Here is a 22,028-nt window from a genome sequence, read left to right as displayed (position 1 = left end):
GTGCACCCCGCCCGGCACGCGCGGGACGTCTCTGCGCCGGCCGGTCTCCTGGCTCGCGGAGTGCCGGGGGGATCCCCCCGGGGTCCCCTCCGCCTTCTCGGGTGACAGCACCCAATGGCGTATGGAGAGGACGGCTCCGCCTACAGTTGCGGGGGCAGCCGCGGACTGGACGGGGGAAACTTCCCGTCTTCGCGCGTTCCCGTTTCAGCCCTTGCGGGCCACCGATGCATGAAGTGAGCTAAGCATGCCGCGCGGGTCGCGCAAAGCCGGGCCGCCCCGGGCGGTGTGAGGATGCCGGAAAGAGGGATGTCGCATGTGGCGCACGGTTCTGATCGGGGCTTCGCTCACCCTCGCGGCCTGTGGCACGGCGCCGGGGCCGGACCTGTCCGGGCCCGCGCCCGCCGGTGCGCCGCGGACCGTGCAGAACCTGCCCGAGGGTGTGGCCGGGCCTGCCTCCGACGCGCCGTTCTTCCCGTTCGGCGGCGCTCGCCTGCCGCGGCTGCGCGGCTGGTCGCAGGATGACGAGCGGCCGCCCTGGCTGCGGGACCTGCCGGAGCAGCTGGAGCGCCATCCCGTCCCCGATCGCTGGCCGAACGACACGCTGGCGAAGCTGCGCCGCTGAGCCCGTCCAGCCGTTCAGGAGCCGGCGAGTGGCGCCCTGGCGTGCCCAGCCGCGGTGCGCACACCCCGGGCGATCGCCGGGCTAGAACAGCCGCTGCACCGCCTCCATCCCCAGCCAGCCCAGCAGCCCCAGCACCAGCGTGGCGAAGATGCAGCCCGCCACCGTCAGCCCGACGCCCCAGCCGGTGACCTTGCTGTCGTGCTCGATCAGCCCGAGCGCCATGACGATGTTGCCGAAGGCCGGCGGGCCGTTGGTGCCCGGCCCCGGCAGGATCAGCATGATCGCCACATAGGCGGTCAGCCAGCCGATGATCCGCTCCCCCAGCGGCCCGGTGAAGAAGCCGGGCCGGGGGCGGATGAAGCGCTCGATCCGGTTCAGCCCCATCGAGGAGGCGGAGGCCAGCCGCAGCAGGTCGGTGCGCTTGATGCTCTGCCGCGCCAGGATGCGCGGCAGCTTCGGCACCCGGAGCCCGAGCCCCATCTGCACGCCGAGCAGCAGCAGCGGCAGGCCGAACACGCTGGCCATGCCGGGCAGCAGGCCGGGGAGCAGCAGCAGCAGCAGCAGCAGGCCGAAGGCGCGGTCGCCGAAGGCTTCCGCCATCTCGCCGAGCGTGATCCGCTCGCCCGGCAGCGCGGCGGCGACCTCGGCCACGATGCGCGAGATCGGCGCCGTATCTTCGGCGTGCGGGATGCGCTCGGCGGTCATCGGGGGGTGGGCGTCGGGGATCTCAGGGCAGTCCGAACAGCCAGTTGAAGCCTGCCATCAGGATCCAACCCACGCTGCCGATGACGGACAGGCCGATGACGGCGGCGACCACGCCGAACAGCGCGCCGCCCAGGATGGTCACGCTGTCCTCCTCCATCAGCCCGATCGCCATGATCAGGCAGGCGAGCGAGGGCGGGCCGTTGGTGAAGGGCAGCGGCACGACGACGATCATGCAGAGCAGAACGCCCCAGACGCCGATCAGACGCTCGCCGAGCTGGCTCGTGACCACCGAGGGGCGCGGCTTCACCCAGCGTTCCACCCGGCGCAGCCAGGGCAGCGCCTTCTCGGTGATCAGCAGCAGGTCGCTCCGCCGCATGGAACGGCGCGTCAGCACCACCGGCAGCCGCGGGCTCGGCAGCCCATAGGCGAGCTGCGCACAGATGATCATCAGGGGGAAGCCGAAGATCGGGCTCAGGCCGGGAATGTAGACCGGCAGCAGATTGGGCAGGGCGAACAGCACGATGAGCACGCCGTAGCCGCGCGGGCCGAGCGCCTCGATCAGCTCGCCGAGGGTCAGGCGTTCCCGCGGCCAGCCACGCGCTATGCCGCAGACCAGTTCGGAGACGGGGAGGGCGTGGGCGTCCGCATGCTTCGCGGTCGTCGCCTCGCGCAGGCCTTCGATGGTACGCCCCTCCCGTTCCGGACACGTGCGGCCTTTATGGCCAAGGCTCTCCCCGCACGAGACGTAGCATGCGGCGGCGCCTGCCGACAGGGGCCTTGTTCACGCATGTGCGAGTGGGCGGCGGCCGCTTCGCCGTGCGCAACCGGCAGATGACATGACGGCCGGGGCTCTGCGACAAGGCGGCGCATGGACCCCGTGGATGTCGCCCTCTGCCTCGCGATGGATGTCTCGGCGAGCGTGGATTTCGATGAGTTCGCCCTGATGGCCGGCGGCACCGCCGCGGCGCTGCGCGACCCCTCGGTGCTGGCCGCCGCCACCTCCGGCCCGCGCGGGGCGGCGGCGATCTGCCTGCTGCTCTGGTCGGGCATCGGCGAGCGCGACCTGGCGGTCGGCTGGACCCGGCTGGATGGTCCGGAGGCCGCCGGGGCGCTCGCCCAGGCAATCGCGGACACGCCCCGCCTGCCGCGCGCCGGCGCCACCGCGCTGGGGGAGGGGATGGCCGCCGGCCTTGCCCTGCTCGGCGCCTTCCCGGACGCCACGGCGCGGCTGGTGCTGGATGTCTCGGGCGATGGCCGCCACAACCAGGGCCAGCCGCCCGGCCCGGTGCGCGACCTGGCGGTGGATGCCGGCATCACCATCAACGGCCTGGCGATCCTGAACGAGGAGCCCGACCTTCTGGACCACTACGCCACCGAGGTGATCGGCGGGCCCGGCAGCTTCGCGATGAGCTGCGCCGACTACCCCGATTTCGCCGATGCCATCCTGCGCAAGCTGCGCCGCGAGCTGGGTGGCGGCCTGCTGGTTGCCTGAGCGACCCGACCGGCGGAGGGCGCCGCCTGTAGCCTTGAATCGGCCGGCTCACTGGTTGCTTGCCCCTGCGGCCCGTCGCATAACCCGCCGCCTTCCCGCAGACGCGTCGCCAGCGACGGACCCCTTCCATGCTCATGCTGCTTCCCGGCCCCGTGCAGACCCGCCCCGAGGTCCGCGCCGTGATGGCCGAGGACATCGCCCCCTGGGACGACGAGTTCCGCGCCGAATACGCATCCATGCGCCCGCGCATCGTGAAGATCGCCGGCGGCGTCGAGGGCGAGCATGTCTCGCTGCCGCTGCCGGGCTGCGGCCACATGATGGTGGAGGCCGCGATCCGCACCTTCGTCCCCGCCGGGGGCCGGCTGATGGTGGTACAGAATGGCGGCTATGCCGACCGTCTCGCGCGGCTGGCGACCGAGGCCGGGCGCGTCGTCGTGGCGCTGCACCACCCCGACAACGAGCCCTGCCCGCCGGAGAAGCTGGCGGCCGCGCTGCACGCCAGCCCCGACGTCACGCATGTCGCCGTCGTGGTCAGCGAGACCGGCACCGGCATCGTCAACGATCCGGCGGTCCTCGGCCCGGTGATCCGCGCGGCCGGGCGGCGGCTGATCTGCGATGCGGTCTCCGGCTTCGGCGCGCTGCCCTTCCGCATCGCCGACCATCCGGAATGCGACGTGGTGGTGTTCACCTCCAACAAATGCATCGAGGGCCTGCCCGGCTTCGGCTTCGCAGTGGCGCCCATCGGGCGCGTCGAGGCGGCGGCGGGCAATGCGGGTTCCTGGGTGATGGACCTGCACGACGTGTATCGCCACGCGCTGCGCGACGGCTGGGGCAGCTTCCGCTTCACGCCGGCGGTGCAGGCGCTGCGCGCCTTCCGCGTGGCGCTCGACCTCTACGATGCGGAGGGCGGGCAGCCCGCGCGGCTCGCACGCTACGCCGCCACGCGCGACGTGGCCTATGACGGGCTGCAGGCGCTCGGCTTCCGGCCCTATGTGGAGCGGCCGAACCAGGGCCCGATCATCGTGGTGGTGCACCAGCCGCAGGACCCGAACTGGGACTTCGCGCGCTTCCTGCGCGGCGTGAAGTCGCGCGGCGTGGTCATCAGCAACCACTTCACGACCAAGGCGCCGACCATGCGCATCGGCTGCATCGGCGCCATCGACGCCGACGACATGCGCTTCGCGCTGAAGCAGATGGAGGCGACGCTCGCCGAGATGCGCGTGGGCAACCACGCCGCCTGACGCGAAGGCGCCGCCCCGCTACCCGAACATCGCGGACAGATCCGCCTGCGGCGCCCAGCGCGGGGCGTTGTCCTTGTCCACCAGCACGGCGCGCACGCCCTCGGCGAAATCCGGGTGGCGCGTGACCGTGCGGGTCAGCGCCAGCTCCATCGCCAGGCATTCGGCGAGCGTCATCCCGGCACCGCGACGCAGCAGCTCGAGCGTCACCGCCATGCTGGTCGGCGACATCTTCCCGAGGATCGCCAGCTGCTCCCGCGCCCAGTCGGTCCCCTCCGCTTCCAGCGCGGTGCGGATGGCGTCAAGCGACGCATGGCCGAAGCAGCGATCCACCGCCGCGCGCTGCGCCGCCACCGCACCGGGCGCCACCGGCTGCGCGAAGCGGTCCACCGCCTTCGCATCGCCCTCCAGCAGCGCCACGCGCAGCGCTTGAAGCTCGGCCCGTGGGACGAAATGCGTCGCCAGCCCGGCCTCCACCGCCTCCGCGCCCTTCAGCCGCGCGCCGGTCAGCGCCAGCCAGGTGCCGAGCGCGCCGGGCAGCCGCGGCAGCACGAAGGAGGTGCCGACATCGGGGAACAGCGCGATCGCCGTCTCCGGCATCGCCAGCATCGCATGCTCGGTGACGACGCGGTGGCTGCCATGCACCGAGACGCCGATGCCACCGCCCATGCAGACGCCGTCGATCAGGCTGATCCAGGGCTTGGGGAACTCGGCGATCGCGAAGTTCATCGCGTATTCGCCGGCGAAGAAGGCCTCGATCGCGGCGGCGTCGCCGGCCAGCGCCAGTTCGCGCATCCGCCGCACGTCGCCGCCGGCGCAGAAGGCGCGCCCGCCGGCCCCTTCCAGCACCACCAGCCGCACCGCCGGATCGTCGCGGAACGCGCGCAGCGCGGCGGTGATCTGCTCGATCATCCCGCCATCCAGCGCATTCAGCGCACGCGGGCGGTTCATCAGGATGGTGCCGGCCGCACCCTCGCGGCGGGCGATCACGCTGGGCTCGGCCATGGGTTGCGGTGTCTCGGCCATGCGCGGTCCCCTCGCGGTGGTGTCGCGCGGGGCTAGCGAATCGGGGAGGGGCGGGCAAGCCACCACGCCGGCATCAGCGGCGCGACAGGATGCCGAGCACCAGCGCCGTCACCGCCGCGCCGATCAGCCCCTTCTTCGCGCCCTGGCTCTTCAGCAGCGGCAGCAGCATCGCCGCGCGCGCGGCGCTGTCGCCGAGCTGGCGCATCGCCTCGTTGCGCACCACCAGCGCCTCCTCCGCCACCCTGTCATGCCCGGCGCGGCCCGCGGCGATGCCGATGATCACCATCAGCACCAGGTCGCCGGCCGCGACCAGCAGGGCGGCGCCGGGCGCGCCCCAATCGTCCACCAGCGCAGCGAAGGCCGCGACGTGCAGCATCAGCAGCAGCATCAGCGCAAAGACGGCCGCCGTGGCGGCGAGCGCGGCCTGGATGCCGCGCGCGCGCGCCACCCGGCGCAGGTGCAGCCCCTGCGCCTCGAAGGCGGCGCGGGCCAAGGCGATCAGACGCACCTCGCCGGGGCCTCAGCGATGGTGGCGGTCGCTGGTATAGACGTAGGTGGTGCCGCCCATCAGGCGGCCGAGCAGGAAGCCGCCCACCGCCGCCGCCACCACCGCCAGCAGCGGCCGCTCCCGCACCGTGTCGGACAGCGCGGTGGCATTCTCCTCGATCCGTTCGCGCGCACGCCTGGAATAATCCTCCACCGTCTCGGCGGCGCTGCCGAGGGCGGGCGTCACGCGCTCCTCCATCAGCCGCTCGACCTGGGCGCGCAGCCGGGCGAGTTCGGCCCGGGCATCCTCCGACATCCGCTCGCCCGCAGCGGCCGCGGTGTCGCGCATGTCGCGCATCGGGTCGGGTTCGCCGGCCCTGGGGATTTCGCCATAGGGTTGAGACATGCGGGGTCCCTTTCGTTCTGACTGTCGTTGTCGGCTCGAACGCTTCGGGGGCGAGCCGGTTTCCCTGGCCGGCCGGTTGACAGGCCACGGGGGCACGCGGAGCCTCCCGCCCCATGGATGGTCCGCTGCTGCGCTTCGAAGGCGTCTCCAAGAGCTACGCCGCGCCGGTGCGTGGCGCTGTCGCGCCGCCGGCCGCGCTCGACGGCCTCGACCTCGATGTCGCGCGCGGCGAGTTGCTGACGCTGCTCGGCCCCTCCGGCTCCGGCAAGACCACCACGCTGATGCTGCTGGCCGGCTTCGAGACGCCGGATGCCGGCCGCATCCTGCTGGAGGGGCGTGACATCGCGCGCCTGCCGCCGCACCGCCGCGGCATCGGCGTGGTGTTCCAGTCCTACGCGCTGTTCCCGCACATGACCGTGGCCGGGAATGTCGGTTTCCCGCTGGAGGCACGCGGCATCCCCAGGGCCGAACGGGCGCAGCGCGTCGCCCGCGCCCTGGAGATGGTGCGCCTGCCCGATCTGGCGGACCGCCGCCCGGCGCAGCTTTCCGGCGGCCAGCAGCAGCGCGTCGCACTCGCCCGCGCGATGGTGTTCGAGCCGCCGGTGGTGCTGCTCGACGAGCCGCTCGGCGCGCTCGACAAGGCGCTGCGCGAGGAGATGCAGCACGAGATCCGCACGTTGCACCGGCGCCTCGGCCTCACCATGCTCTATGTGACGCACGACCAGTCGGAGGCGCTGACCTTGTCCGACCGCATTGCCGTGCTCGCCGGCGGCAGGCTGCGCCAGGTGGCGACGCCGCGCGCGCTGTACGACGAGCCGGAAGACGCCTTCGTCGCCGGATTCGTCGGCGAGAACAACCGCCTGCCGGCGACGCTGCTGCGGCCTGCGCCGGAAGGCGCGGTGCTGCGCCTCGATGGCGGGGCGCAGGTGCGGGCGCGGCTGGCCGGCGCGGTGGAACCCGGCACGCGCTGCGTGGTGATGGTGCGGCCGGAGCGCGTGGCGGTTTCCGTCGCCTCCGCGCCGGCGGGCGCCTTGTCCGCCCGGCTCGCCGAGGCGTTGTTCCAGGGCGACCACATCCGCCTGCGGCTTGCGCTGCCCGACGGCGCCGAGATCGTCGCCCGCCGCCCGGTGGGCGAGGCGCTGCCCGCGCCGGGCAGCGAGGTCGCGCTCGCCTGGGCGCCCGACGAGGCGCGCGCATTCCGCGAAGGGGTTTCCTGATGCGCCGCCGATTCACGGCTCCGGACGCTTCGCATCCTCCGCCGACCGGAGGCGTGATGCGCCGCCGCCTCCTTCTCGGCACCCTCGCCGCGCCCGCGCTGCTGCCCTTCGCCGCGCGCGGCCAGACCCGCGACCTCACCGTCGTCTCCTGGGGCGGCGCCTACCAGGAAGCGCAGCGCGAGGCCTATTTCCGCCCCTGGATGCAGGCCGGCGACCAGCGGCTGCTGGAGGAGACCTGGGATGGCGGCATCGGCGTGCTGCGCGCCCGCATGGCCGCCGGCGACAACAGCTGGGACGTGGTGCAGGTGGAAGGCGAGGAGCTGCTGCTCGGCTGCGCCGAGGGCCTGTTCGAGCCGATCGACATCGGCGCGCTCGGCGGCCCCGACGCCTATATCCCGGAAGCGGTGCATCGCTGCGGCGTTGGCGCGATCATCTACGCCTTCGTCCTCGCCTGGGACCGCACGCGGCTCAGCCAGGCGCCGCGCGGCTGGGTGGATATCTTCGACACGCAGCGCATCCCCGGCCGCCGCGCGCTGCGCCGCGGGCCGAAGGTGACGCTGGAGATCGCACTCCTCGGCGACGGCGTGCCGGCCGCCGAGATCTACGCCACCCTCGCCACCCCGTCCGGCGTGGACCGCGCCTTCGCCAAGCTCGACACCATCCGCGACGTGCTAATGTGGTGGGAGCGTGGCTCGGAGCCGGCGCGCTGGCTTGCCTCCGGCGAGGTCGCGCTGGCCTGCGCCTACAATGGCCGCATCGCCGCGGCGAATGCCGGCGGGCAGGATCTCGGCATCCTCTGGTCGCAGAGCCTCTATACGCTGGACTACTGGGTCATCATGCGCGGCAGCCCGAACAAGGCGCGCGCGATGGATTTCCTGCGCTTCGTCGGCCGCGCCGACCGCCAGGCGGAACTGCCGCCGCTGATCCCCTACGGCGTCACCGCGAGGGGCGCGAATGAGCGCCTGTCGCGCCAGGTGCTCGCCCAGCTGCCGACGGCGCCGCAGAACGCCGAGGGCAGGCTGCGCATCAGCGACCGTTTCTGGCTCGACAACATCGACCGGCTGACTGCGCGCTTCGACAGCTGGCTCGGCGGCTGAGCACGCCGGCAGGCGGAACCCGCGCCCCGCGCCACCCGTTCGCGATCCGTCACCCAAGGGGGTCGCGCCCATGCCCATGCGTCTGAAGCCGCTTTCCCGGCAGACCATCCTGATCACCGGCGCCAGTTCCGGCATCGGGCTCGCCACCGCGCGCATGGCCGCCGCGCGCGGCGCCGCGGTGATGCTCGTCGCGCGTGACGAGCCCGATCTCCGCCAGATCGCCGAGGAGATCCGCGAGACAGGCGGCCGCGCAGAGTACCACGTCGCCGACGTGGCGGATGCCGCCGCGCTGGAAGCCGCCGCCGACAAGGCGGAGGAGAGCTTCGGCAGCCTCGATTCCTGGGTGAACGATGCCGGCGTCTCGACCTTCGGCGCCATCGAGGACACGCCGATCGAGGACCAGCGCCGGCTGTTCGAGACCAACTACTGGGGCGTGGTGAATGGCAGCCTGATCGCGGCGCGGCGGCTGCGCGCGCGCTGCGGCGCGATCATCAATCTCGGCTCCGTGCTGTCCGACCGCGCGATGATCTACCAGGGCACCTATTCGGCGACCAAGCACGCGGTGAAGGGCTTCACCGATGCGTTCAGGATGGAGCTGGAGGCGGCCGGCGCGCCGATCTCCGTCACGCTCATCAAGCCGTCCAGCATCGACACGCCCTATGTGGACCACGCCAAGCTGGAGACGCCGCTGCCCGGCCTGAAGCTGCCGCCGCCGACCTATGACCCACGCCTGGTGGCGCGCGCCATCCTCTTCGCCTGCACGAATCCGCGGCGCGACCTCTACATCGGCGCGGGCGGCGCGGCGATCTCGCTGGCCGGCGCATTGTTCCCCCGCCTCACCGACTACGCGATGGAGGCGGTCGGCAAGCCGGTGCAGACGAGCCGGCAGCCCAACCGGCCCGGACTGCGCGACAACCTCCACGAGGGCCGGCCCGGCGGTCATGAGCGGTCCAACCTGCGCGGCCAGCCGCATCGGAAGTCGAGCCTGCTGCTGGAGGCGCAGCTGCACCCGCTCGCCACCATGGCGACGCTGGCCGGCGCCGGCGCGCTGGCGCTCGGCGCGCTTGCGGGGCGGCGGAACGGCCGCGCCCGCGCGGCGCGGCGCCACTGGTTCTGAGGCGGGAGACGCGCATGCCTGACATCCCGATCACGCCGCACATGGACGTCGTCGGCAGCGATGGCGGCCATGTCGGCACGGTGGACCGGCTGGAGCCCGGCCACCTGAAGCTGACCCGCGAGGACGATCCGGCCGGACTCGGCGGCCACCGGATGATCCCGCTCTCCGCCATCGCCGAGGTGGAGCCCGGCCGGGTGCGCCTCGGCCTGGAGGCGGCGAAGGCCCGCGCCATGGCCGCCGGCGGCGGCCATCCCGACCGGATGGAGGAAGGCCTCGCCGAGCGCGGCCGCCCCGGCGAGGCGCGCGGGCCGCTGACCGGCAACGTCCATGGCGGCGGCACCATGGCGCAGCGCGCGGGCACCGGCGACGCCGGCAGCCCCGGCGGGGCCGGCGGCGGCGAGGGCTTCCCCGGCGACCCCAACATGGACCCGAGCGGTAGGGGAAAGGTGTAGCCTTTTATGGCGGAGGGACGTCCCTCCGCGTTCCCCTCTACCCGCCCATCGTGCCCGCCGGCCCGTGGCCGCGGTGTTTGCCGTTCGAGAGGTACGGCCAGTAGAGGGCGTGCGCGGCGTAGAAGTTCTCGCAGTAGATCGGCGTCGGCAGATAGACCCCATCGCCGGCGCGGATCGCCAGGAAATGGTCGGCCATCTTCACGCCGGGGTTCTTCCCGGCGTTGTGGAAGTCGTCCTGGCAGCCATGCTGCAGCCTGGTGATCAGGGTCCGGTTCATCGCCCGCACCAGCTCGCGCGCCTCCACGCTCCACGGTCCGCGCGGGGCGCCGGCTTCGAGGGCGGAGACGTAGATCTTGCGCCAGCCGGTTCCCTCATGCCGCCACATGCTCATCATGTCGTAGTCGGAGACCATGAGATGGCCGCCATGGCCGAGCACGGTGCCGGTCTCCTCGTTCGACTTGGCCTTGGTGGCGAAGGTCTTGCCGGGCAGCGTGCCGTGGAAGGCCCGCGCGCTACGTTTCGGGCAGCGGAACACGATCATCAGCCCGTGCTGCCGGGTGAAGCCGCGCAGGAACATGATGTCGCGCGCATCCATGCCGGATTCGGCCGAGAGCTTCAGGTCGAGCCCATCGGCGCCGGCCGCCTTTGCCTCGGCTTCCTTCACGCGCATCAGGTCGGCGACGCCGCCCGCGCTCATCCTGAGACCGCTCATCCGGCGCCTCCCTGTTCAATCCTGCCGCGAGCCCATCCTGCGTGCGCCGCCGCGCGCCGTCCATCGGTTCAGCGGCCGGGGCGGGAGAGCGTGGCCGGCGGCGGGGGCAGATAGAGGAAGACCTCGGGCTGGAGCATCGGCGACATGCCGCTGCCGCCCTGCGGCAGCGCCTCGCCGCAGGCCGGGCGCAGCACGCCGCAATCCCACCGCCAGCCATCCGGCCGCCCGGAGAGCGTGCCGCCGCGGGCGAAGTCGCAGCGGCAGAGCTTGCCCGCCATGCAGGATGCCACGCCGGCGCGTTCGGCCGTGCAGGATGGCGGATCCTGCGCGGCGGCGGGCGCCGGTGCGGCCATCGGCATGGCGAGGAGCGGCAGCAGGAGCAGGCGGCGCATGGCGTCCAGACTGCCGGAGGGGCCTGAACGGCGTGTGAATCACCGCCCTGCGGTTCGCGCCCTGGCCGGCCCGGCGGCCGTCAGCAAGCCCGACAGCCCCGCGCCACCGGCCTCAGCCGTCAATGCGGCTCCAGAAGCCCGAGCGGACCGAGCGCCGCCAGCGCCTCGGCGTCCGGCGGCTCCATCCCCAGCACCATCGCCTGCCAGCGCCGCGGCACCGCCACCGCGCCGCCGAGCCGCGCCGAAGCAAGCCCTGGCAGCGGCGCGCCCTCCTCAAGCCGCCGCCGCGCCACGGCGTTGAAGCGCTCCGCGCCGTCCGCCGCGGCGTGGGTCGCGGCGTCGTCGCGGAGCGAAACCAGCCGCTCGGTGGCCAGCGCCAGGATGATCGCCTGCAGGGCCTTACGCGGGGTGAGCCCGATCCTTGCCGCCAGTTCATCCGCCAGCGCCGCCACCGCGCGCCGCCCGCCGCCGAGTGCGGCGGCCAGCGCCTCCTCGATGCCGCCGGAGAGCGGGCGGCGACGTGGGCGGTCGGGTGGGGGCGGCGGCGCGGCGGCGACCAGGCGCGCACCAAGCAGCCGGGCGGTCTGCGCCTCGCTTGCGCGCGGGGCGCCGCGGGCGAAGACCGCGTGATGGAAGCTGGCATTGGCCAGCAGGTCGCGCGCCGTCGTGCCCCAGCCTTCGGCCTCGGCCGCCTTCAGCCGCTCGCGCTGCGCCTCGTCGAAGCGCAGCGCGTCCATCGTGTGCTGCAGCCGCGTCGAGCCGACGCGCGACAGCTTGGCCGGCGCCATCGCCGCATCCAGCTCCACGCTCCACAGCGCGTCGCCATGCTCGGCGCCGAACTCATGCAGGAGGTAGGCGTCCGGCAGCCCCTCCATCCGGCTCCAGAAGGCGCGTGCGGCGGCGCTGCCATCCGTCTCGATCCAGCGGGCCAGCGTCGCCCGGACCGCGGCCGGCTCCCCGCGCCCGGCGGCGAGCATGTCGCGGAGGATGCGGCGCCCCGGTGCCAGCGCTGCCCAGGCCGGCATGGCGTTGCAGCCGACATAGACCAGCCCACCCGGGGCGACCCGCCTGCGCAGGATCTCCACCACCGCGGCGCGGTTGCGGGGCGAGATCCAGGTGAAGACGCCGTGCAGCACGATGTAGTCGAAGCGCGGCCCGTCCTCCGCCGCGAAGCTCTCGAAATCGGTCTCGACCAGGTCGAGGTTGCCGAGCCCCGCCTCGTCCCGCAGCCGGCTGGCGGAGGCGATGTGCTCGGGCAGGAAGTCGAGCCCGGCGAAGTGGCCGTGCGGATTGACCGCCGCGAGCGCCGCCAACCCCACGCCGAAGCCGCAGCCCAGCTCGAGATATCGGAACCGCCCGCCCGCCGCGGGCGGAAGCCGCCCGCAGGCCAGCGTCACCAGATCCAGGTGGTCCGGCGCAAGATCGGGCTGGAGGTTCGGCGCGTAGCTCCGGTCAACCGGATAGCCGCCCGCCCAGCCCGCCTCGCCCGTATCAGCCAAGCAGGTCGTCCACGCCGGTCACCAGCGGCGGCGACTGTTCGATGGTCGCCACGTCGAACAGCTTGACCTCATAGAATTTCAGGCCGTCGAACTTGATGTCGAGCGACCCCTCCAGCCTGAATTCCCCCGCCAGGGATTCGATCTCCTGCGGCAGCACGGAGCCATCGCCGAATGCATCGATCGGCTCGAACTTGATGAAGGTGACCACCGGGCTGTTCTCGGTGACGAACTTGAAGTCGAATTCGTTGTCGAACAGGCCGGAGATCGAGTCCGCCAGGGCAAGGAGTTCCTGCCGGTCGCCCTCGAACTTCAGCGCGACCTCGTCCCAGTGGCCCAATTCGAGCTTGGCGAAGACGCCAGATCCGAAGCCAGGCTCCTTGATCGGTATGATGCCCGGATCGCTGATGACTTCCGACATGTGGTCCCTCCCGTGGAACGAACCGGCGCAGTTTGCACCGAGGCGCGAAACGATACAAATCACGAAATTCGAGAGGGGGTCGCATGGGCCGGCATGGGCGGGCCAACCTGTCCGGCCTGCTACGGTCCGCCGAGTGCCCCGAGCACGATGCCTTCGGTCAGCAGCTGCGGCAGCACCAGCGGCTCGGTGGCGCCCGGCGCCCAGTAGAGATAGAGCGGCACCCCCTCCCGCCCGTGCGCGCGCAGCAGCGCACCGATGGCGGGATCGCCGCGCGTCCAGTCGGCCTTGAGATAGGCGAGGTTGCGCGCCGCGAAGGCGTCCTGCACGGACGCGCTTCTCAGCGCAATGCGCTCATTCACCTGGCAGGTGATGCACCAGGCCGCGGTGGCATTGACGAAGACCGGCCGCCCCTCCGCCCGCAAGGCCTCGACCCGGGCGGCGGACCAGGGCTCGGCCCCCGGGCCGGGGTCGGCCGCCGCCGCCGGCATCGCGGCGAGCCGCGGCAGCAGGGCGAGCGCCGCCAGCACGGCCAGCCCCGCCGCCGCCCGGCCGGCGATCGCGCCGCGGCCGATCCCGGCACGCTGCGCCAGCCCGAGCGCCCAGAGCCCCGCCGCCAGCAGCACGCCGCCCGCCAACGCCCAGAGCACGCCATCCGGCCCCGATTGCTGCGCCAGCACCCAGACCAGCCAGGCGGCCGCCGCGAGCATCGGGAAGGCCAGCCCCTGCCGCAGCCGTTCCATCCACGCCCCCGGCCGCGGCAGCGCCCGCGCCAAGCCGGGGAACACGCCGAGCAACGCATAGGGCGCCGCCAGCCCCAGCCCGAGTGCGAGGAACACGCCGAGCGTCATCGCCGGCGGCATCGCCATCGCAGCCCCCAGTGCCGCCGCCATGAAGGGCGCGGTGCAGGGTGTGGCGAGGACGACCGCCAGCGCCCCGGTGAAGAAGGCCCCGGCCGGCCCGCCGCGCGAGGCGAGCGCCTGCCCGGCGCCGACCGGTCGCCCCATGGCGAAGACGCCCATCAGGTTCAGCGCCACCGCCAGCATCAGCCAAGCCATGGCGGCGACGAAGGCCGGCTCGGTGAACTGGAAGCCCCAGCCGATCGCGCTGCCGCCGGCCCGCAGCGCCACCATGCCGCCGCCGATCACGCCGAAGGTCGCCAGCACGCCGGCGGTATAGCCCGCCGCATGCAGCCGCACCTGCCCCCGCGCCTCGCCTGACAGCCGCGCCAGCGCCATCGCCTTCATCGCCAGAACGGGGAAGACGCAGGGCATCAGGTTGAGGATCAGCCCGCCGAGCAGCGCGAACAGCACCGCCTGCACGAAGCCCAGCCCCGCTGCGCCCACCGCCGGCCCAGCCACCGGCGCCGAAACCTCGAAGGCCGGCCGCTGCCCGCCCGCATCGCGCAGCACCACGGTGCCGGAGAGCGCTTCCGGCGTCGCGCCCTCCGCCAGCGTAATCCCGAGCACCATCGCATCGCCCCGCCAGGAGAGCGGCTGCGGCGCGGTATTCTCGATCACGCCCGACTCGTGGGGGAAGAAGAACGCCTGCTGCACCAGCGCCGGCGCCAGCCCCGGCCCGGCGAGGGTCAGGCTCGCCTGCCGGCCGGTCGCGCCGGCGCTCGCCCGCCAGGGCGCGGCGCGGGGCAGGCGTGCCGCGGTCGCCTCGAACAGCGCGCCCGTGGTGGGGGAGGGCAGGGCCTGGTCGGCGACCGGCAGGCTCAGGGTGAAGCTGCCCTCCTCCGGGATGCAGACCTCGGCGCAGACCAGCCATGTGGCCTCGGCGCGCAGCGCGAAGGTGTCGCCCGGCGCGGCGCTGGCCGGCACCCGGACCTCGATCGGCAGCAGGACCTCGCCCTTGTAGCCGAAATTGACCAGCGGCCCGTATTCGATCCGCTCCGGCGCCGGCCAGGCGATCGGCCCGGCGGCCGCGCCTTCCGGCAGCGTCAGAGCGATCTCGGTCGGCGCTCCCGCATCCCCCGCATTGCGCCAGTAGGAATGCCAGCCGGGCGCGAGTTGCAGCCGCAGCCCGGCCCGGAAGCTCTCGCCCGGCGCCACGGCGGCCATGTCCGAGGCCAGCGTGGCGACCGCACGCGGCGAGCGGACAGCCTCGCTCTCCGCCGCAAGGGCGGGCGTGACGCCGAGGCCGAGGAGGAGAAGCGCCATCCGCCACATGCTCGCATAGAACGGGACACCGGCGGCCGGAGGCAAGGGGCGCTTCGGCGGTGATGCGTCCCTGCCGGCACATGACAGCCCCCGCAGGCCGGCCGGGCCGCACTGCCGCGTGATTCGCGCGGCGGCTCAGGGCGGCAACCAGGAGCATTGCACCGGGTTGGATGCGCGTCGCGCGGCCCGGCGTTGAAGGGAGGCACCACGATGCGCAACCTGCGGACCACCGTGCCGCCGCCGGCCTGGGCTGCCGGCGTCTTGACGCTCGGCGCCTGCGCTCGCCGCGAGGGGCCGCTGCCCAGCCCGACCTCCGAGAACATCGTCGCGCCGGCCGCGCTTGGCGCTGCCACCGGCGGCCTGCTCGGCTCGCTGAGCGGCGATTTCGGCTTGGGGGCGCTGATCGGCGCCGGTGCCGGGGCGGCGGGCGGCTACCTGTTCGACCAGGGCTGACCGCCGCGGCGTTCCGCGCGGGGCCGGGAGGCGCTATCCCGCCCCGATGCCGCCGCTGCCCGAGCTTCCCGTCTCCGAGGCGCTGCCGCGCCTGACCGCGTCGTTGCGCGCGGGCTCCAATGCGGTGCTGGTCGCGCCTCCCGGCGCCGGCAAGACCACGCTCGCCCCCCTCGCGCTGATGGACGAGCCCTGGGCGCATCACGGCCGCGTCCTCGTCCTCGAACCCCGCCGCGTCGCCGCGCGCGCCGCCGCGCGCCGCATGTCCGAACTGCTCGGCGAGGCGGCGCCGGGCGGCACCATCGGCCTGGCCACCCGCCTCGACCGCGCCGTCTCCGACCGCACCCGCGTCGAGGTCATCACCGAGGGGCTGCTGGTGCGCCGCCTGCAATCCGATCCCGGTCTGGATGGCGTCGCCGCCGTGTTCTTCGACGAGGCGCACGAAAGAAACCTCGACACCGACCTGGCGCTCGCCCTCTGCCTCGACCTGCAACGCGCGCTGCGCCCCGAACTGAGACTTCTGGCGATGTCCGCCACCCTCGACATCGCCCGCTTCGCCGCCGTGCTGGGCGATGCGCCGGTGGTGGAGTCCCTCGGCCGCGCCTTCCCGGTGCAGGTGGAGCACCGCGCCCGTGACCTCGCCGACGCCCGCGACCTGCCGGAAGCGATGGCCGCCGCCATCCGTGCCGCGCTGAACCAGCACCCCGGCGACGTGCTCGCCTTCCTCCCCGGCTGGGGCGAGATCCGCCGCACCGCGGAGCGCCTCGCCGGCATCGCCGCGGAGGTGATCCCGCTGCATGGCGAACTCCCGCCCGCCGAGCAGGACCGCGCCCTGAACCCCGATCCGCAGGGCCGCCGCAAGGTGGTGCTGGCGACCTCCATCGCCGAGACCTCGCTCACCGTCCCCGGCGTGCGCATCGTGGTGGATGGCGGCTTCCGCCGGGCGCCGCGGCTCGACCCCGCCTCGGGCCTCTCGCGGCTGGTCACCCTCCGCATCAGCAAGGCCGCCGCCGAGCAGCGCGCCGGCCGCGCCGGCCGCACCGCGCCGGGGGTGGCGATCCGCCTCTGGACCGAGGCGCTGCATCGCGGCCTGGCGCCGGCCGACCGGCCGGAGATCCTGGAGGCGGAACTCTCCGGCCTGGCGCTGGACCTCGCCGCCTGGGGCGCTGCCCCGTCCGATCTCGCCTTCCTCGACCCACCGCCCGCCGGCGCGCTCGCCGCCGGCCGCGCCCTGCTGCGGGAGCTGGATGCGCTCGACGCCGAGGGCCGCATCACGCCGATGGGCCGCGGCATGGCGCGGATGGGCACGCATCCCCGCCTCGCGCGGATGCTGCTGGCGGCAGCGGATGACGGCGAGAAGGCGCTCGCCGCCGACCTCGCCGCGCTGCTGGAGGAACGCGATCCGATCCGCGGCCGCGACCAGCCGGCCGACATCAACGCGCGCCTCGAACTGCTGCACGGCGCGGATCATCCGCAAGCCGACCGGGCGACGATCCACCGCATCCGCCGCGCCGCCGCGCTGCACCGGCGCCGCCTGAAGCTGCACGGCACCGCGCTGCCCTGCGGGGAGGCCGGCCCTTTACTCGCCGCCGGCTTCCCCGACCGCATCGCGGCCAAGCGCGGCACCATGGACGGCGCCTTTCGCCTCGCCGGAGTTGGTGCTTCCGGCTCCGCCGGGGGACAAGGCGCGCGCCTCGCCGCCAACGACCCGCTCGCCAAGGCGCCGCTGCTCGCCGTCGCCGACCTCGAGTTGCAAGGCACCGAGGCGCGCATCCGCATGGCCGCCCCGCTCGACCTCGCCGTGCTGGAAGCCCGCTTCCCCGAGCGCCTGCGCTGGGAAACCGGCGCCAGCTTCGATGCCCGCGCCGGCGCCGTGCTGGCCCGCCGCCGCCGCATGTTCGGCCCGCTGGTGCTGGAGGAGCACATCCTGCCGGCGCCCGACCCCGCCACCGTCGCCGCCGCGCTGGCCCGCGCCGTGGCGGAGCGCGACTTCCGCGACCTCGACTGGACCGCGGCCGCGAAGCAGACCCGTGCGCGCCTGCGCTGGATGCGGCAGGTGGAGGGCGAGCCCTGGCCCGACCTCTCCGACGCCGCGCTGGCCGCGAGCGTGGAGGAATGGCTCGCGCCGCACCTGCATGGCCGCGCCAAGCTGGCCGAGGCCAAGGCGCTCGACCTGGTTTCGATCCTGCGCAACCTGCTGCCCTGGGAGCGGCAGAAGCGCCTCGACGCCGCCCTGCCGGCGCGGATCGACCTGCCCGGCGGCCGTTCCGCCGCGGTGGAATACGACCGCGAGGTGCCGACGCTGGAAGCCCGCGCGCAGCACCTGTTCGGCATGGAATCCCTCCCGCCTCTGGCCGAGGGCCGCGTGCCATTGCAGGTCGCGCTGCTCTCGCCGGCCGGCCGGCCCATCGCGATCACCGGCAACCTCGCCGAGTTCTGGCGCGGCGGCTGGCGCGACGCCCGCAAGGACATGCGCGGCCGCTACCCGAAGCACGCCTGGCCGGAGGAACCCTGGCGCGAGGGCGCCTGATCCCCGGCATGTGCAGTTCTTACCTGCGGCCAGCGAAGCTGGCCGAGGCCGCGAATGCGGCCCGCCGCAAGTGCGGCGAGCCAAGTGAAGCGCCGGCGCCTGAGGGCGAAGTGCGTCAGCTCTTCGCAAGCCGGTTATGAGCCGCGCGCGACGTCAGGCGCAATCCGGTTCGGTGCAGACCATAATCATTGTCCATCCGATCAACAGCAGTCATGAACATTACACAGTCATTTTTGTGCAGGAAGCAATACAGCTGGGCCATCATGCTCGCACCGGATCAGAACTACGGTAAAATCTTGCAGCGTTGATTTCAGCATCATGGCCCCGTCGTATCTTCTCCCATGCGGGGCAGGTCGGGGAATGGCCTGCTCTGATTTCAAGACAGCGCCAGGAGACATTTGAAGCATGCCAGGCCACCTCGACGAGCAACAGGAAGTGCTTCGCCAAGACGGCGCCGACCCATCCGTGGATGACAATGGCGACGGCGCCATGGATGCCGCCGGGCACCATCACGACGGCCATGATGGCGGCCATGACGGTCATCACGACGGCCACCACGGCCATCACCACGGCCATCACGGCGATCACGGCGGCGACATCGACTGGGACGCGCTCGGTGCGCAGGTCCTCGCCTACTATGAGGAGACCGGAAGCTGGGGCGATCTCGACAGTTGGCTCGCCACCGGCAAGCCCTGGCCCGCTTCCGCCGATGGTGACAACGGCGACAACGGCGACATCGACTGGGCGGCGCTCGGCGCGCAGGTTCTCGCCTACTACGAGGAAACCGGCAGCTGGGGCGATCTCGACAGCTGGCTCGCCACCGGCGAGCCCTGGTCCGCGTCGGATGACGACGCCGACCAGGGAAGCGCCACCGCCTCGGCCATGGCGGCCAGCGAGGTCAACCTGATCGCCTGAAGCCTGGTCGCCGAGGGTGGCATCACCTGCGGCGTGGACCATGCGTGCAAGGCCGGCGGCCAGACCATGTTCGAGGCGGTGGTCCGCACCGACCACGGCTTGGTCCCCGACACGCCCGGACGTGCCCGCCGGAAGCGGGCACGCCAACCGCCGGACGCCAGCATGCGGGCAACCGCATGCCGGCGACTGGCCATCCCGCCGGCGGACATCCCGGCCGGCGCACCGCCCGGGAACCGGGCCCGGGTCGCCCTGTTGGGGCGGTTGCCGGGGGCGGGCAACGCCCCTGGCAGCGTCCGCGCGACACCGGATCCGGGAGACGTCCAGATGAAGACAAGCGGCAAGCTGTGGCTTCTGCTGCCCACCGCGGCCCTGGCCTGCGGCTTGGTCGCCATGCCCCTGGCGCAGGCCGGGGCGCAGGGCCGCGGCGGCATCCCCTCCTTCCCCGACTACGGCTCGGACGTGCCGCCCAGCCAGCAGGGCCAGGTGTTCGGCGGTGATCGCGGCTGGAACCAGCGCTGGCGGGAGGACCGGAGCTTCGGCCCGGGCACGCCCTCCGGCGAGGATTGGCGCGGCCGCATGGGCATGGGCGGCGCGCTCCCCTGGTATCGCGACTCGGAAGAGGACATGGCCCGGATGCAGGAGCGCATGCGCCAGGGACGCGGCGAGGGGGGCATGGGCGGCCGCATGGCCGGCGATGGCCCCAACGTGCTGCTGCTGATGATCGAGCGCGACCGCCAGCAGGCCCGGCTCGAGGAGGCGCGCCGTGCGGTCGGCGAGGCACGCCAGGCACTGCAGCGCGACGACCAGCCCGGTGCGCTCGGCGCGCTCGACCGGGCGGAAGGTGCCACGCGGATGCTCTCCGTCCGGCAGGAGGCGGCGCTGGAGCGCCTGCTCCAGCAGGCGCAGCGGGCGGTGCAGCAGGGCAACCGGCAGCAGGCGCAGCTCGCGCTGCTCGAAGCGCGCCTCGTGCTGCGCGGCGAGGATGATGTCGCGCCCGGCCGCAACCTCTGGGACATGCAGGGCGCCGGCGGCCAGTCCGGCGGCCGCTGAGGCGTGCTTCCCGCGCGGGCGCCGCCCCGCGCCATAATGCCGGCGGCGCCGGTGCTCGACTGATGCCGGCGGAGCCCCCATGCGCCCTGTTGCTCGGCTCCACCCTGGCCGCCCGGCGCGGCCACGCAAGGAACCCGGCCGACCGCCTCCTGTTCGACCTCTGGCGGTTGCTGCCTGCGGGTGGCGAAACCGGCCGACCCGTGCGGCATCGCCCCACGGCAACAGGCATATCAGGAGACGCCCATATGAGGTTGAGAAACCGGCTGCATCTTCCCGCAGCGATGGCGCTGGCGATCGGCGTCGCGCTGCCCCTGGCCGGGGCCATGGCGCAGGGCAGCGACCAGTACCGCTACGGCCAGCAATACGGCCAGGGCTACGGGCAGCAGGGCCAGATGTTCGGCCAGGATCGCGGCTGGAACCAGCCCTGGCGCGACCAGCAAGGCTCGCGGCAGGGCAACCAGCGCGGCTGGAACCAGCGCGAGCAGTATGGCTGGGGCCAGGACGACCAGCGCTTCGGCCAGGGCAACCAGCGGAGCTGGAACCAGCGCGAGCAGTATGGCTGGGGCCAGGACGACCAGCGCTTCGGCCAGGGCAACCAGCGGGGCTGGAACCAGCGCGAGCAGTATGGCTGGGGCCAGGACGACCAGCGCTTCGGCCAGGGCAACCAGCGCAACTGGAACCAGCGCGGCCCGCAGCAGTACGGCCAAGGCGACAACAACTGGGGCAGCGGCCAGAACTGGGGCAGCGGCCAGAACTGGGGCCGTGGTGAGAACTGGGGCCGCGGCGAGGATTGGGGCACCGGCTCCGACCAGGAGCGCTTCGGCGGCGCGCAGGGCTGGGGCGGCCCGCAGGGCAATTGGCGGCGCTGAGCCGCATCCAGCCACATGACGGCCCGCCGGCGCGGGCACCGCGGGACGCCCGGGCGGGCGCTCCCGCGGATCGCGGGCGCGTCGGCGGCTGGAGCAGATTGCCGCGGGGCGGCACCACCCGGAGGCCTGAATTGAATCCGCTCCGCAGGCGACAAGTCAGGGCATTCGGCGTGAAAGCATGTGAACGGAACATGCTCTGTGCGCAGTTGATCAACGACAAGGAGAAGGCAGGATGAACGGCAGGGTTACGCTGCTGGGCACGGCGTTCGTGCTCGGTCTGGGAACGGTTCTGGCTGGCGGCGCGCAGGCGCAGGGCTGGCAGCGCCCAGGCCTTGAACGGCCGGGCAACGGCATGGAGAGTGAGCGCGGCTGGCGCGGCCAGCAATACGGCCAGTCCCAGGACCGCGGCCCGGGCGGTGCGCCCCCCTGGAGCGACCGAACGGGCCCGCAGACGGGCATGCAGCAGGGCATGGGCGGCCAGGGCATGGGACCCGGCATGGGCAGCATGCCGCGCGACATGTCAGGCATGATGCAGGGCATGGGCGGCCAGGGCATGGGATCCGGCATGGGCAGCATGCCGCGCGACATGTCAGGCATGATGCAGGGCATGGGCGGCCAGGGCATGGGATCCGGCATGGGCAGCATGCCGCGCGACATGTCAGGCATGATGCAGGGCATGGGCGGCCAGGGCATGGGACCCGGCATGGGCGGCATGCCGCATGACATGTCAGGCATGATGCAGGGCATGGGCGACCAGGGCATGGGCGGCCAGGGCATGATGCAGGGCATGGGCGGCGGGAGCCCCGCTCTTGTGATCCTGATGATCGAGCGCCAGCGCCAGGATGCGCAGCTCGGCGAGGCCCGCCGCGCCGTGGACGAGGCTCGCCAGGCCTTGCAGCGCGACGACCAGCCGGGTGCGCTCGGTGCGCTCGACCGGGCCGCCGACGCCACCCGCTCCCGCTCCCTGCGGGAGGAGCAGGCGCTCGAACGTCTGCTCATGCAGGCGCAGCGGGCGGTGCAGGCCGGCAACCGGCAGCAGGCGCAGCTTGCGCTGCTCGAGGCGCGCCTCGTGTTGCGCGGCGAGGACGATGTCGCGCCCGGCCGCAACCTCTGGGACATGCAGGGCGGCAGCGGCCAGTCCAGCGGCCGCTGAGGCGTGCCTCCCGCGCTGGC

23 protein-coding genes and 1 riboswitch are annotated in these 22,028 nt (G+C 73.3%); of the genes, 13 read left to right on the top strand and 10 right to left on the bottom strand.

Annotation, left to right across the window (positions count from 1 at the left end):
* Positions 1-20 precede the first annotated feature (20 nt).
* Positions 21-241: riboswitch (cobalamin riboswitch) on the bottom strand.
* A 72-nt stretch (positions 242-313) separates the two neighbouring features.
* Positions 314-622, top strand: a complete 309-nt coding sequence (locus tag ACESM1_RS12700) for a hypothetical protein (protein WP_372620577.1) — start codon at positions 314-316, stop codon at positions 620-622.
* 81 nt (positions 623-703) lie between these two features.
* On the opposite strand, the gene ACESM1_RS12695 is transcribed toward ACESM1_RS12700, so the two are convergent.
* Complete coding sequence (locus ACESM1_RS12695) at positions 704-1,327, bottom strand: exopolysaccharide biosynthesis protein (RefSeq protein WP_372620575.1); 624 nt, start codon at positions 1,325-1,327, stop codon at positions 704-706.
* Between the two features lie 22 nt (positions 1,328-1,349).
* Positions 1,350-1,943, bottom strand: a complete 594-nt coding sequence (locus ACESM1_RS12690; RefSeq protein WP_372620627.1) for an exopolysaccharide biosynthesis protein — start codon at positions 1,941-1,943, stop codon at positions 1,350-1,352.
* Between the two features lie 252 nt (positions 1,944-2,195).
* Here ACESM1_RS12690 and ACESM1_RS12685 point away from each other — a divergent pair, with 252 nt between their 5' ends.
* Together ACESM1_RS12685 and ACESM1_RS12680 are read left to right on the top strand one after the other, a co-directional pair.
* Entirely contained in the window at positions 2,196-2,819 is a 624-nt protein-coding gene (locus ACESM1_RS12685; protein WP_372620574.1) for a DUF1194 domain-containing protein, read from the top strand.
* Between the two features lie 128 nt (positions 2,820-2,947).
* Positions 2,948-4,060, top strand: coding sequence for a 2-aminoethylphosphonate--pyruvate transaminase (locus ACESM1_RS12680; protein ID WP_372620572.1), 1,113 nt, complete (start codon positions 2,948-2,950; stop codon positions 4,058-4,060).
* An 18-nt stretch (positions 4,061-4,078) separates the two neighbouring features.
* Here the strand turns inward: ACESM1_RS12680 and ACESM1_RS12675 are convergent, their stop codons facing one another.
* The 3 genes from ACESM1_RS12675 to ACESM1_RS12665 form a co-directional block, all read right to left on the bottom strand.
* Positions 4,079-5,083 carry an enoyl-CoA hydratase/isomerase family protein gene (locus ACESM1_RS12675; RefSeq protein ID WP_372620571.1) on the bottom strand — a complete coding sequence of 335 codons (1,005 nt, stop codon included), beginning with the start codon at positions 5,081-5,083 and terminating at the stop codon, positions 4,079-4,081.
* A 73-nt stretch (positions 5,084-5,156) separates the two neighbouring features.
* Positions 5,157-5,591, bottom strand: coding sequence for a hypothetical protein (locus ACESM1_RS12670; protein ID WP_372620569.1), 435 nt, complete (start codon positions 5,589-5,591; stop codon positions 5,157-5,159).
* Between the two features lie 12 nt (positions 5,592-5,603).
* Positions 5,604-5,975 carry a YqjD family protein gene (locus ACESM1_RS12665; protein ID WP_372620567.1) on the bottom strand — a complete coding sequence of 124 codons (372 nt, stop codon included), beginning with the start codon at positions 5,973-5,975 and terminating at the stop codon, positions 5,604-5,606.
* Positions 5,976-6,088: 113 nt separating this feature from the next.
* Here ACESM1_RS12665 and ACESM1_RS12660 point away from each other — a divergent pair, with 113 nt between their 5' ends.
* From ACESM1_RS12660 to ACESM1_RS12645, 4 genes are all read left to right on the top strand, one after another.
* The gene (locus ACESM1_RS12660) at positions 6,089-7,192 is read left to right on the top strand and encodes an ABC transporter ATP-binding protein (RefSeq protein ID WP_372620565.1); all 1,104 of its coding nucleotides are present in this window, start codon (positions 6,089-6,091) and stop codon (positions 7,190-7,192) included.
* A 56-nt stretch (positions 7,193-7,248) separates the two neighbouring features.
* Positions 7,249-8,289, top strand: a complete 1,041-nt coding sequence (locus ACESM1_RS12655; protein ID WP_372620563.1) for an ABC transporter substrate-binding protein — start codon at positions 7,249-7,251, stop codon at positions 8,287-8,289.
* Between the two features lie 70 nt (positions 8,290-8,359).
* Positions 8,360-9,406, top strand: a complete 1,047-nt coding sequence (locus ACESM1_RS12650) for an SDR family oxidoreductase (protein ID WP_372620561.1) — start codon at positions 8,360-8,362, stop codon at positions 9,404-9,406.
* Positions 9,407-9,420: 14 nt separating this feature from the next.
* The gene (locus ACESM1_RS12645) at positions 9,421-9,858 is read left to right on the top strand and encodes a DUF2171 domain-containing protein (RefSeq protein ID WP_372620559.1); all 438 of its coding nucleotides are present in this window, start codon (positions 9,421-9,423) and stop codon (positions 9,856-9,858) included.
* Positions 9,859-9,895: 37 nt separating this feature from the next.
* On the opposite strand, the gene ACESM1_RS12640 is transcribed toward ACESM1_RS12645, so the two are convergent.
* From ACESM1_RS12640 to ACESM1_RS12620, 5 genes are all read right to left on the bottom strand, one after another.
* Positions 9,896-10,570, bottom strand: coding sequence for a hypothetical protein (locus ACESM1_RS12640; protein WP_372620558.1), 675 nt, complete (start codon positions 10,568-10,570; stop codon positions 9,896-9,898).
* 68 nt (positions 10,571-10,638) lie between these two features.
* A complete protein-coding gene (locus ACESM1_RS12635; protein ID WP_372620556.1) occupies positions 10,639-10,962 on the bottom strand; it encodes a hypothetical protein in 324 nt (107 codons plus the stop codon).
* 119 nt (positions 10,963-11,081) lie between these two features.
* Complete coding sequence (locus tag ACESM1_RS12630; protein ID WP_372620555.1) at positions 11,082-12,461, bottom strand: methyltransferase; 1,380 nt, start codon at positions 12,459-12,461, stop codon at positions 11,082-11,084.
* Positions 12,454-12,879 carry a hypothetical protein gene (locus ACESM1_RS12625; protein ID WP_372620554.1) on the bottom strand — a complete coding sequence of 142 codons (426 nt, stop codon included), beginning with the start codon at positions 12,877-12,879 and terminating at the stop codon, positions 12,454-12,456. Before ACESM1_RS12625 ends, ACESM1_RS12630 begins: the two co-directional genes overlap by 8 nt.
* 119 nt (positions 12,880-12,998) lie before the next feature.
* Positions 12,999-15,041 (bottom strand): protein-disulfide reductase DsbD family protein, encoded by a 2,043-nt coding sequence (locus ACESM1_RS12620; RefSeq protein ID WP_372620552.1) that lies wholly within the window; start codon positions 15,039-15,041, stop codon positions 12,999-13,001.
* A 210-nt stretch (positions 15,042-15,251) separates the two neighbouring features.
* Between ACESM1_RS12620 and ACESM1_RS12615 the strand changes: the two genes are divergently transcribed.
* From ACESM1_RS12615 to ACESM1_RS12590, 6 genes are all read left to right on the top strand, one after another.
* Entirely contained in the window at positions 15,252-15,494 is a 243-nt protein-coding gene (locus tag ACESM1_RS12615; protein ID WP_372620550.1) for a YMGG-like glycine zipper-containing protein, read from the top strand.
* 46 nt (positions 15,495-15,540) lie between these two features.
* Entirely contained in the window at positions 15,541-18,021 is a 2,481-nt protein-coding gene (hrpB, locus tag ACESM1_RS12610; protein ID WP_372620548.1) for an ATP-dependent helicase HrpB, read from the top strand.
* Between the two features lie 405 nt (positions 18,022-18,426).
* Entirely contained in the window at positions 18,427-18,936 is a 510-nt protein-coding gene (locus ACESM1_RS12605) for a hypothetical protein (RefSeq protein WP_372620546.1), read from the top strand.
* Positions 18,937-19,260: 324 nt separating this feature from the next.
* Positions 19,261-19,986: a hypothetical protein gene (locus tag ACESM1_RS12600; protein WP_372620544.1), complete on the top strand. Its 726-nt coding sequence runs from the start codon at positions 19,261-19,263 to the stop codon at positions 19,984-19,986.
* Between the two features lie 245 nt (positions 19,987-20,231).
* Positions 20,232-20,855 carry a hypothetical protein gene (locus ACESM1_RS12595; RefSeq protein ID WP_372620542.1) on the top strand — a complete coding sequence of 208 codons (624 nt, stop codon included), beginning with the start codon at positions 20,232-20,234 and terminating at the stop codon, positions 20,853-20,855.
* A 232-nt stretch (positions 20,856-21,087) separates the two neighbouring features.
* On the top strand, positions 21,088-22,008 hold the full coding sequence (locus tag ACESM1_RS12590) for a hypothetical protein (protein WP_372620540.1): 921 nt from the start codon (positions 21,088-21,090) through the stop codon (positions 22,006-22,008).
* Positions 22,009-22,028: the final 20 nt, after the last annotated feature.

The sequence above is a fragment of the Falsiroseomonas sp. genome (assembly GCF_041690465.1).
Taxonomy (GTDB): domain Bacteria; phylum Pseudomonadota; class Alphaproteobacteria; order Acetobacterales; family Acetobacteraceae; genus Falsiroseomonas.
The sequence above is the reverse complement of the archived record's forward strand: the minus strand, read 5'-3'. Positions and strand labels throughout refer to the sequence as shown.

What these genes read in the sequence shown, in the direction of transcription:
- ACESM1_RS12700 (WP_372620577.1), top strand. Translation starts at nt 314, where the DNA reads ATGTGGCGCACGGTTCTGATCGGGGCTTCGCTCACCCTCGCGGCCTGT.
- ACESM1_RS12695 (WP_372620575.1), bottom strand. Translation starts at nt 1,327, where the DNA reads ATGACCGCCGAGCGCATCCCGCACGCCGAAGATACGGCGCCGATCTCG.
- ACESM1_RS12685 (WP_372620574.1), top strand. Translation starts at nt 2,196, where the DNA reads ATGGACCCCGTGGATGTCGCCCTCTGCCTCGCGATGGATGTCTCGGCG.
- ACESM1_RS12680 (WP_372620572.1), top strand. Translation starts at nt 2,948, where the DNA reads ATGCTCATGCTGCTTCCCGGCCCCGTGCAGACCCGCCCCGAGGTCCGC.
- ACESM1_RS12675 (WP_372620571.1), bottom strand. Translation starts at nt 5,083, where the DNA reads ATGGCCGAGACACCGCAACCCATGGCCGAGCCCAGCGTGATCGCCCGC.
- ACESM1_RS12665 (WP_372620567.1), bottom strand. Translation starts at nt 5,975, where the DNA reads ATGTCTCAACCCTATGGCGAAATCCCCAGGGCCGGCGAACCCGACCCG.
- ACESM1_RS12660 (WP_372620565.1), top strand. Translation starts at nt 6,089, where the DNA reads ATGGATGGTCCGCTGCTGCGCTTCGAAGGCGTCTCCAAGAGCTACGCC.
- ACESM1_RS12655 (WP_372620563.1), top strand. Translation starts at nt 7,249, where the DNA reads ATGCGCCGCCGCCTCCTTCTCGGCACCCTCGCCGCGCCCGCGCTGCTG.
- ACESM1_RS12650 (WP_372620561.1), top strand. Translation starts at nt 8,360, where the DNA reads ATGCCCATGCGTCTGAAGCCGCTTTCCCGGCAGACCATCCTGATCACC.
- ACESM1_RS12645 (WP_372620559.1), top strand. Translation starts at nt 9,421, where the DNA reads ATGCCTGACATCCCGATCACGCCGCACATGGACGTCGTCGGCAGCGAT.
- ACESM1_RS12640 (WP_372620558.1), bottom strand. Translation starts at nt 10,570, where the DNA reads ATGAGCGGTCTCAGGATGAGCGCGGGCGGCGTCGCCGACCTGATGCGC.
- ACESM1_RS12635 (WP_372620556.1), bottom strand. Translation starts at nt 10,962, where the DNA reads ATGCGCCGCCTGCTCCTGCTGCCGCTCCTCGCCATGCCGATGGCCGCA.
- ACESM1_RS12625 (WP_372620554.1), bottom strand. Translation starts at nt 12,879, where the DNA reads ATGTCGGAAGTCATCAGCGATCCGGGCATCATACCGATCAAGGAGCCT.
- ACESM1_RS12620 (WP_372620552.1), bottom strand. Translation starts at nt 15,041, where the DNA reads ATGGCGCTTCTCCTCCTCGGCCTCGGCGTCACGCCCGCCCTTGCGGCG.
- ACESM1_RS12615 (WP_372620550.1), top strand. Translation starts at nt 15,252, where the DNA reads ATGCGCAACCTGCGGACCACCGTGCCGCCGCCGGCCTGGGCTGCCGGC.
- hrpB (WP_372620548.1), top strand. Translation starts at nt 15,541, where the DNA reads ATGCCGCCGCTGCCCGAGCTTCCCGTCTCCGAGGCGCTGCCGCGCCTG.
- ACESM1_RS12605 (WP_372620546.1), top strand. Translation starts at nt 18,427, where the DNA reads ATGCCAGGCCACCTCGACGAGCAACAGGAAGTGCTTCGCCAAGACGGC.
- ACESM1_RS12600 (WP_372620544.1), top strand. Translation starts at nt 19,261, where the DNA reads ATGAAGACAAGCGGCAAGCTGTGGCTTCTGCTGCCCACCGCGGCCCTG.
- ACESM1_RS12595 (WP_372620542.1), top strand. Translation starts at nt 20,232, where the DNA reads ATGAGGTTGAGAAACCGGCTGCATCTTCCCGCAGCGATGGCGCTGGCG.
- ACESM1_RS12590 (WP_372620540.1), top strand. Translation starts at nt 21,088, where the DNA reads ATGAACGGCAGGGTTACGCTGCTGGGCACGGCGTTCGTGCTCGGTCTG.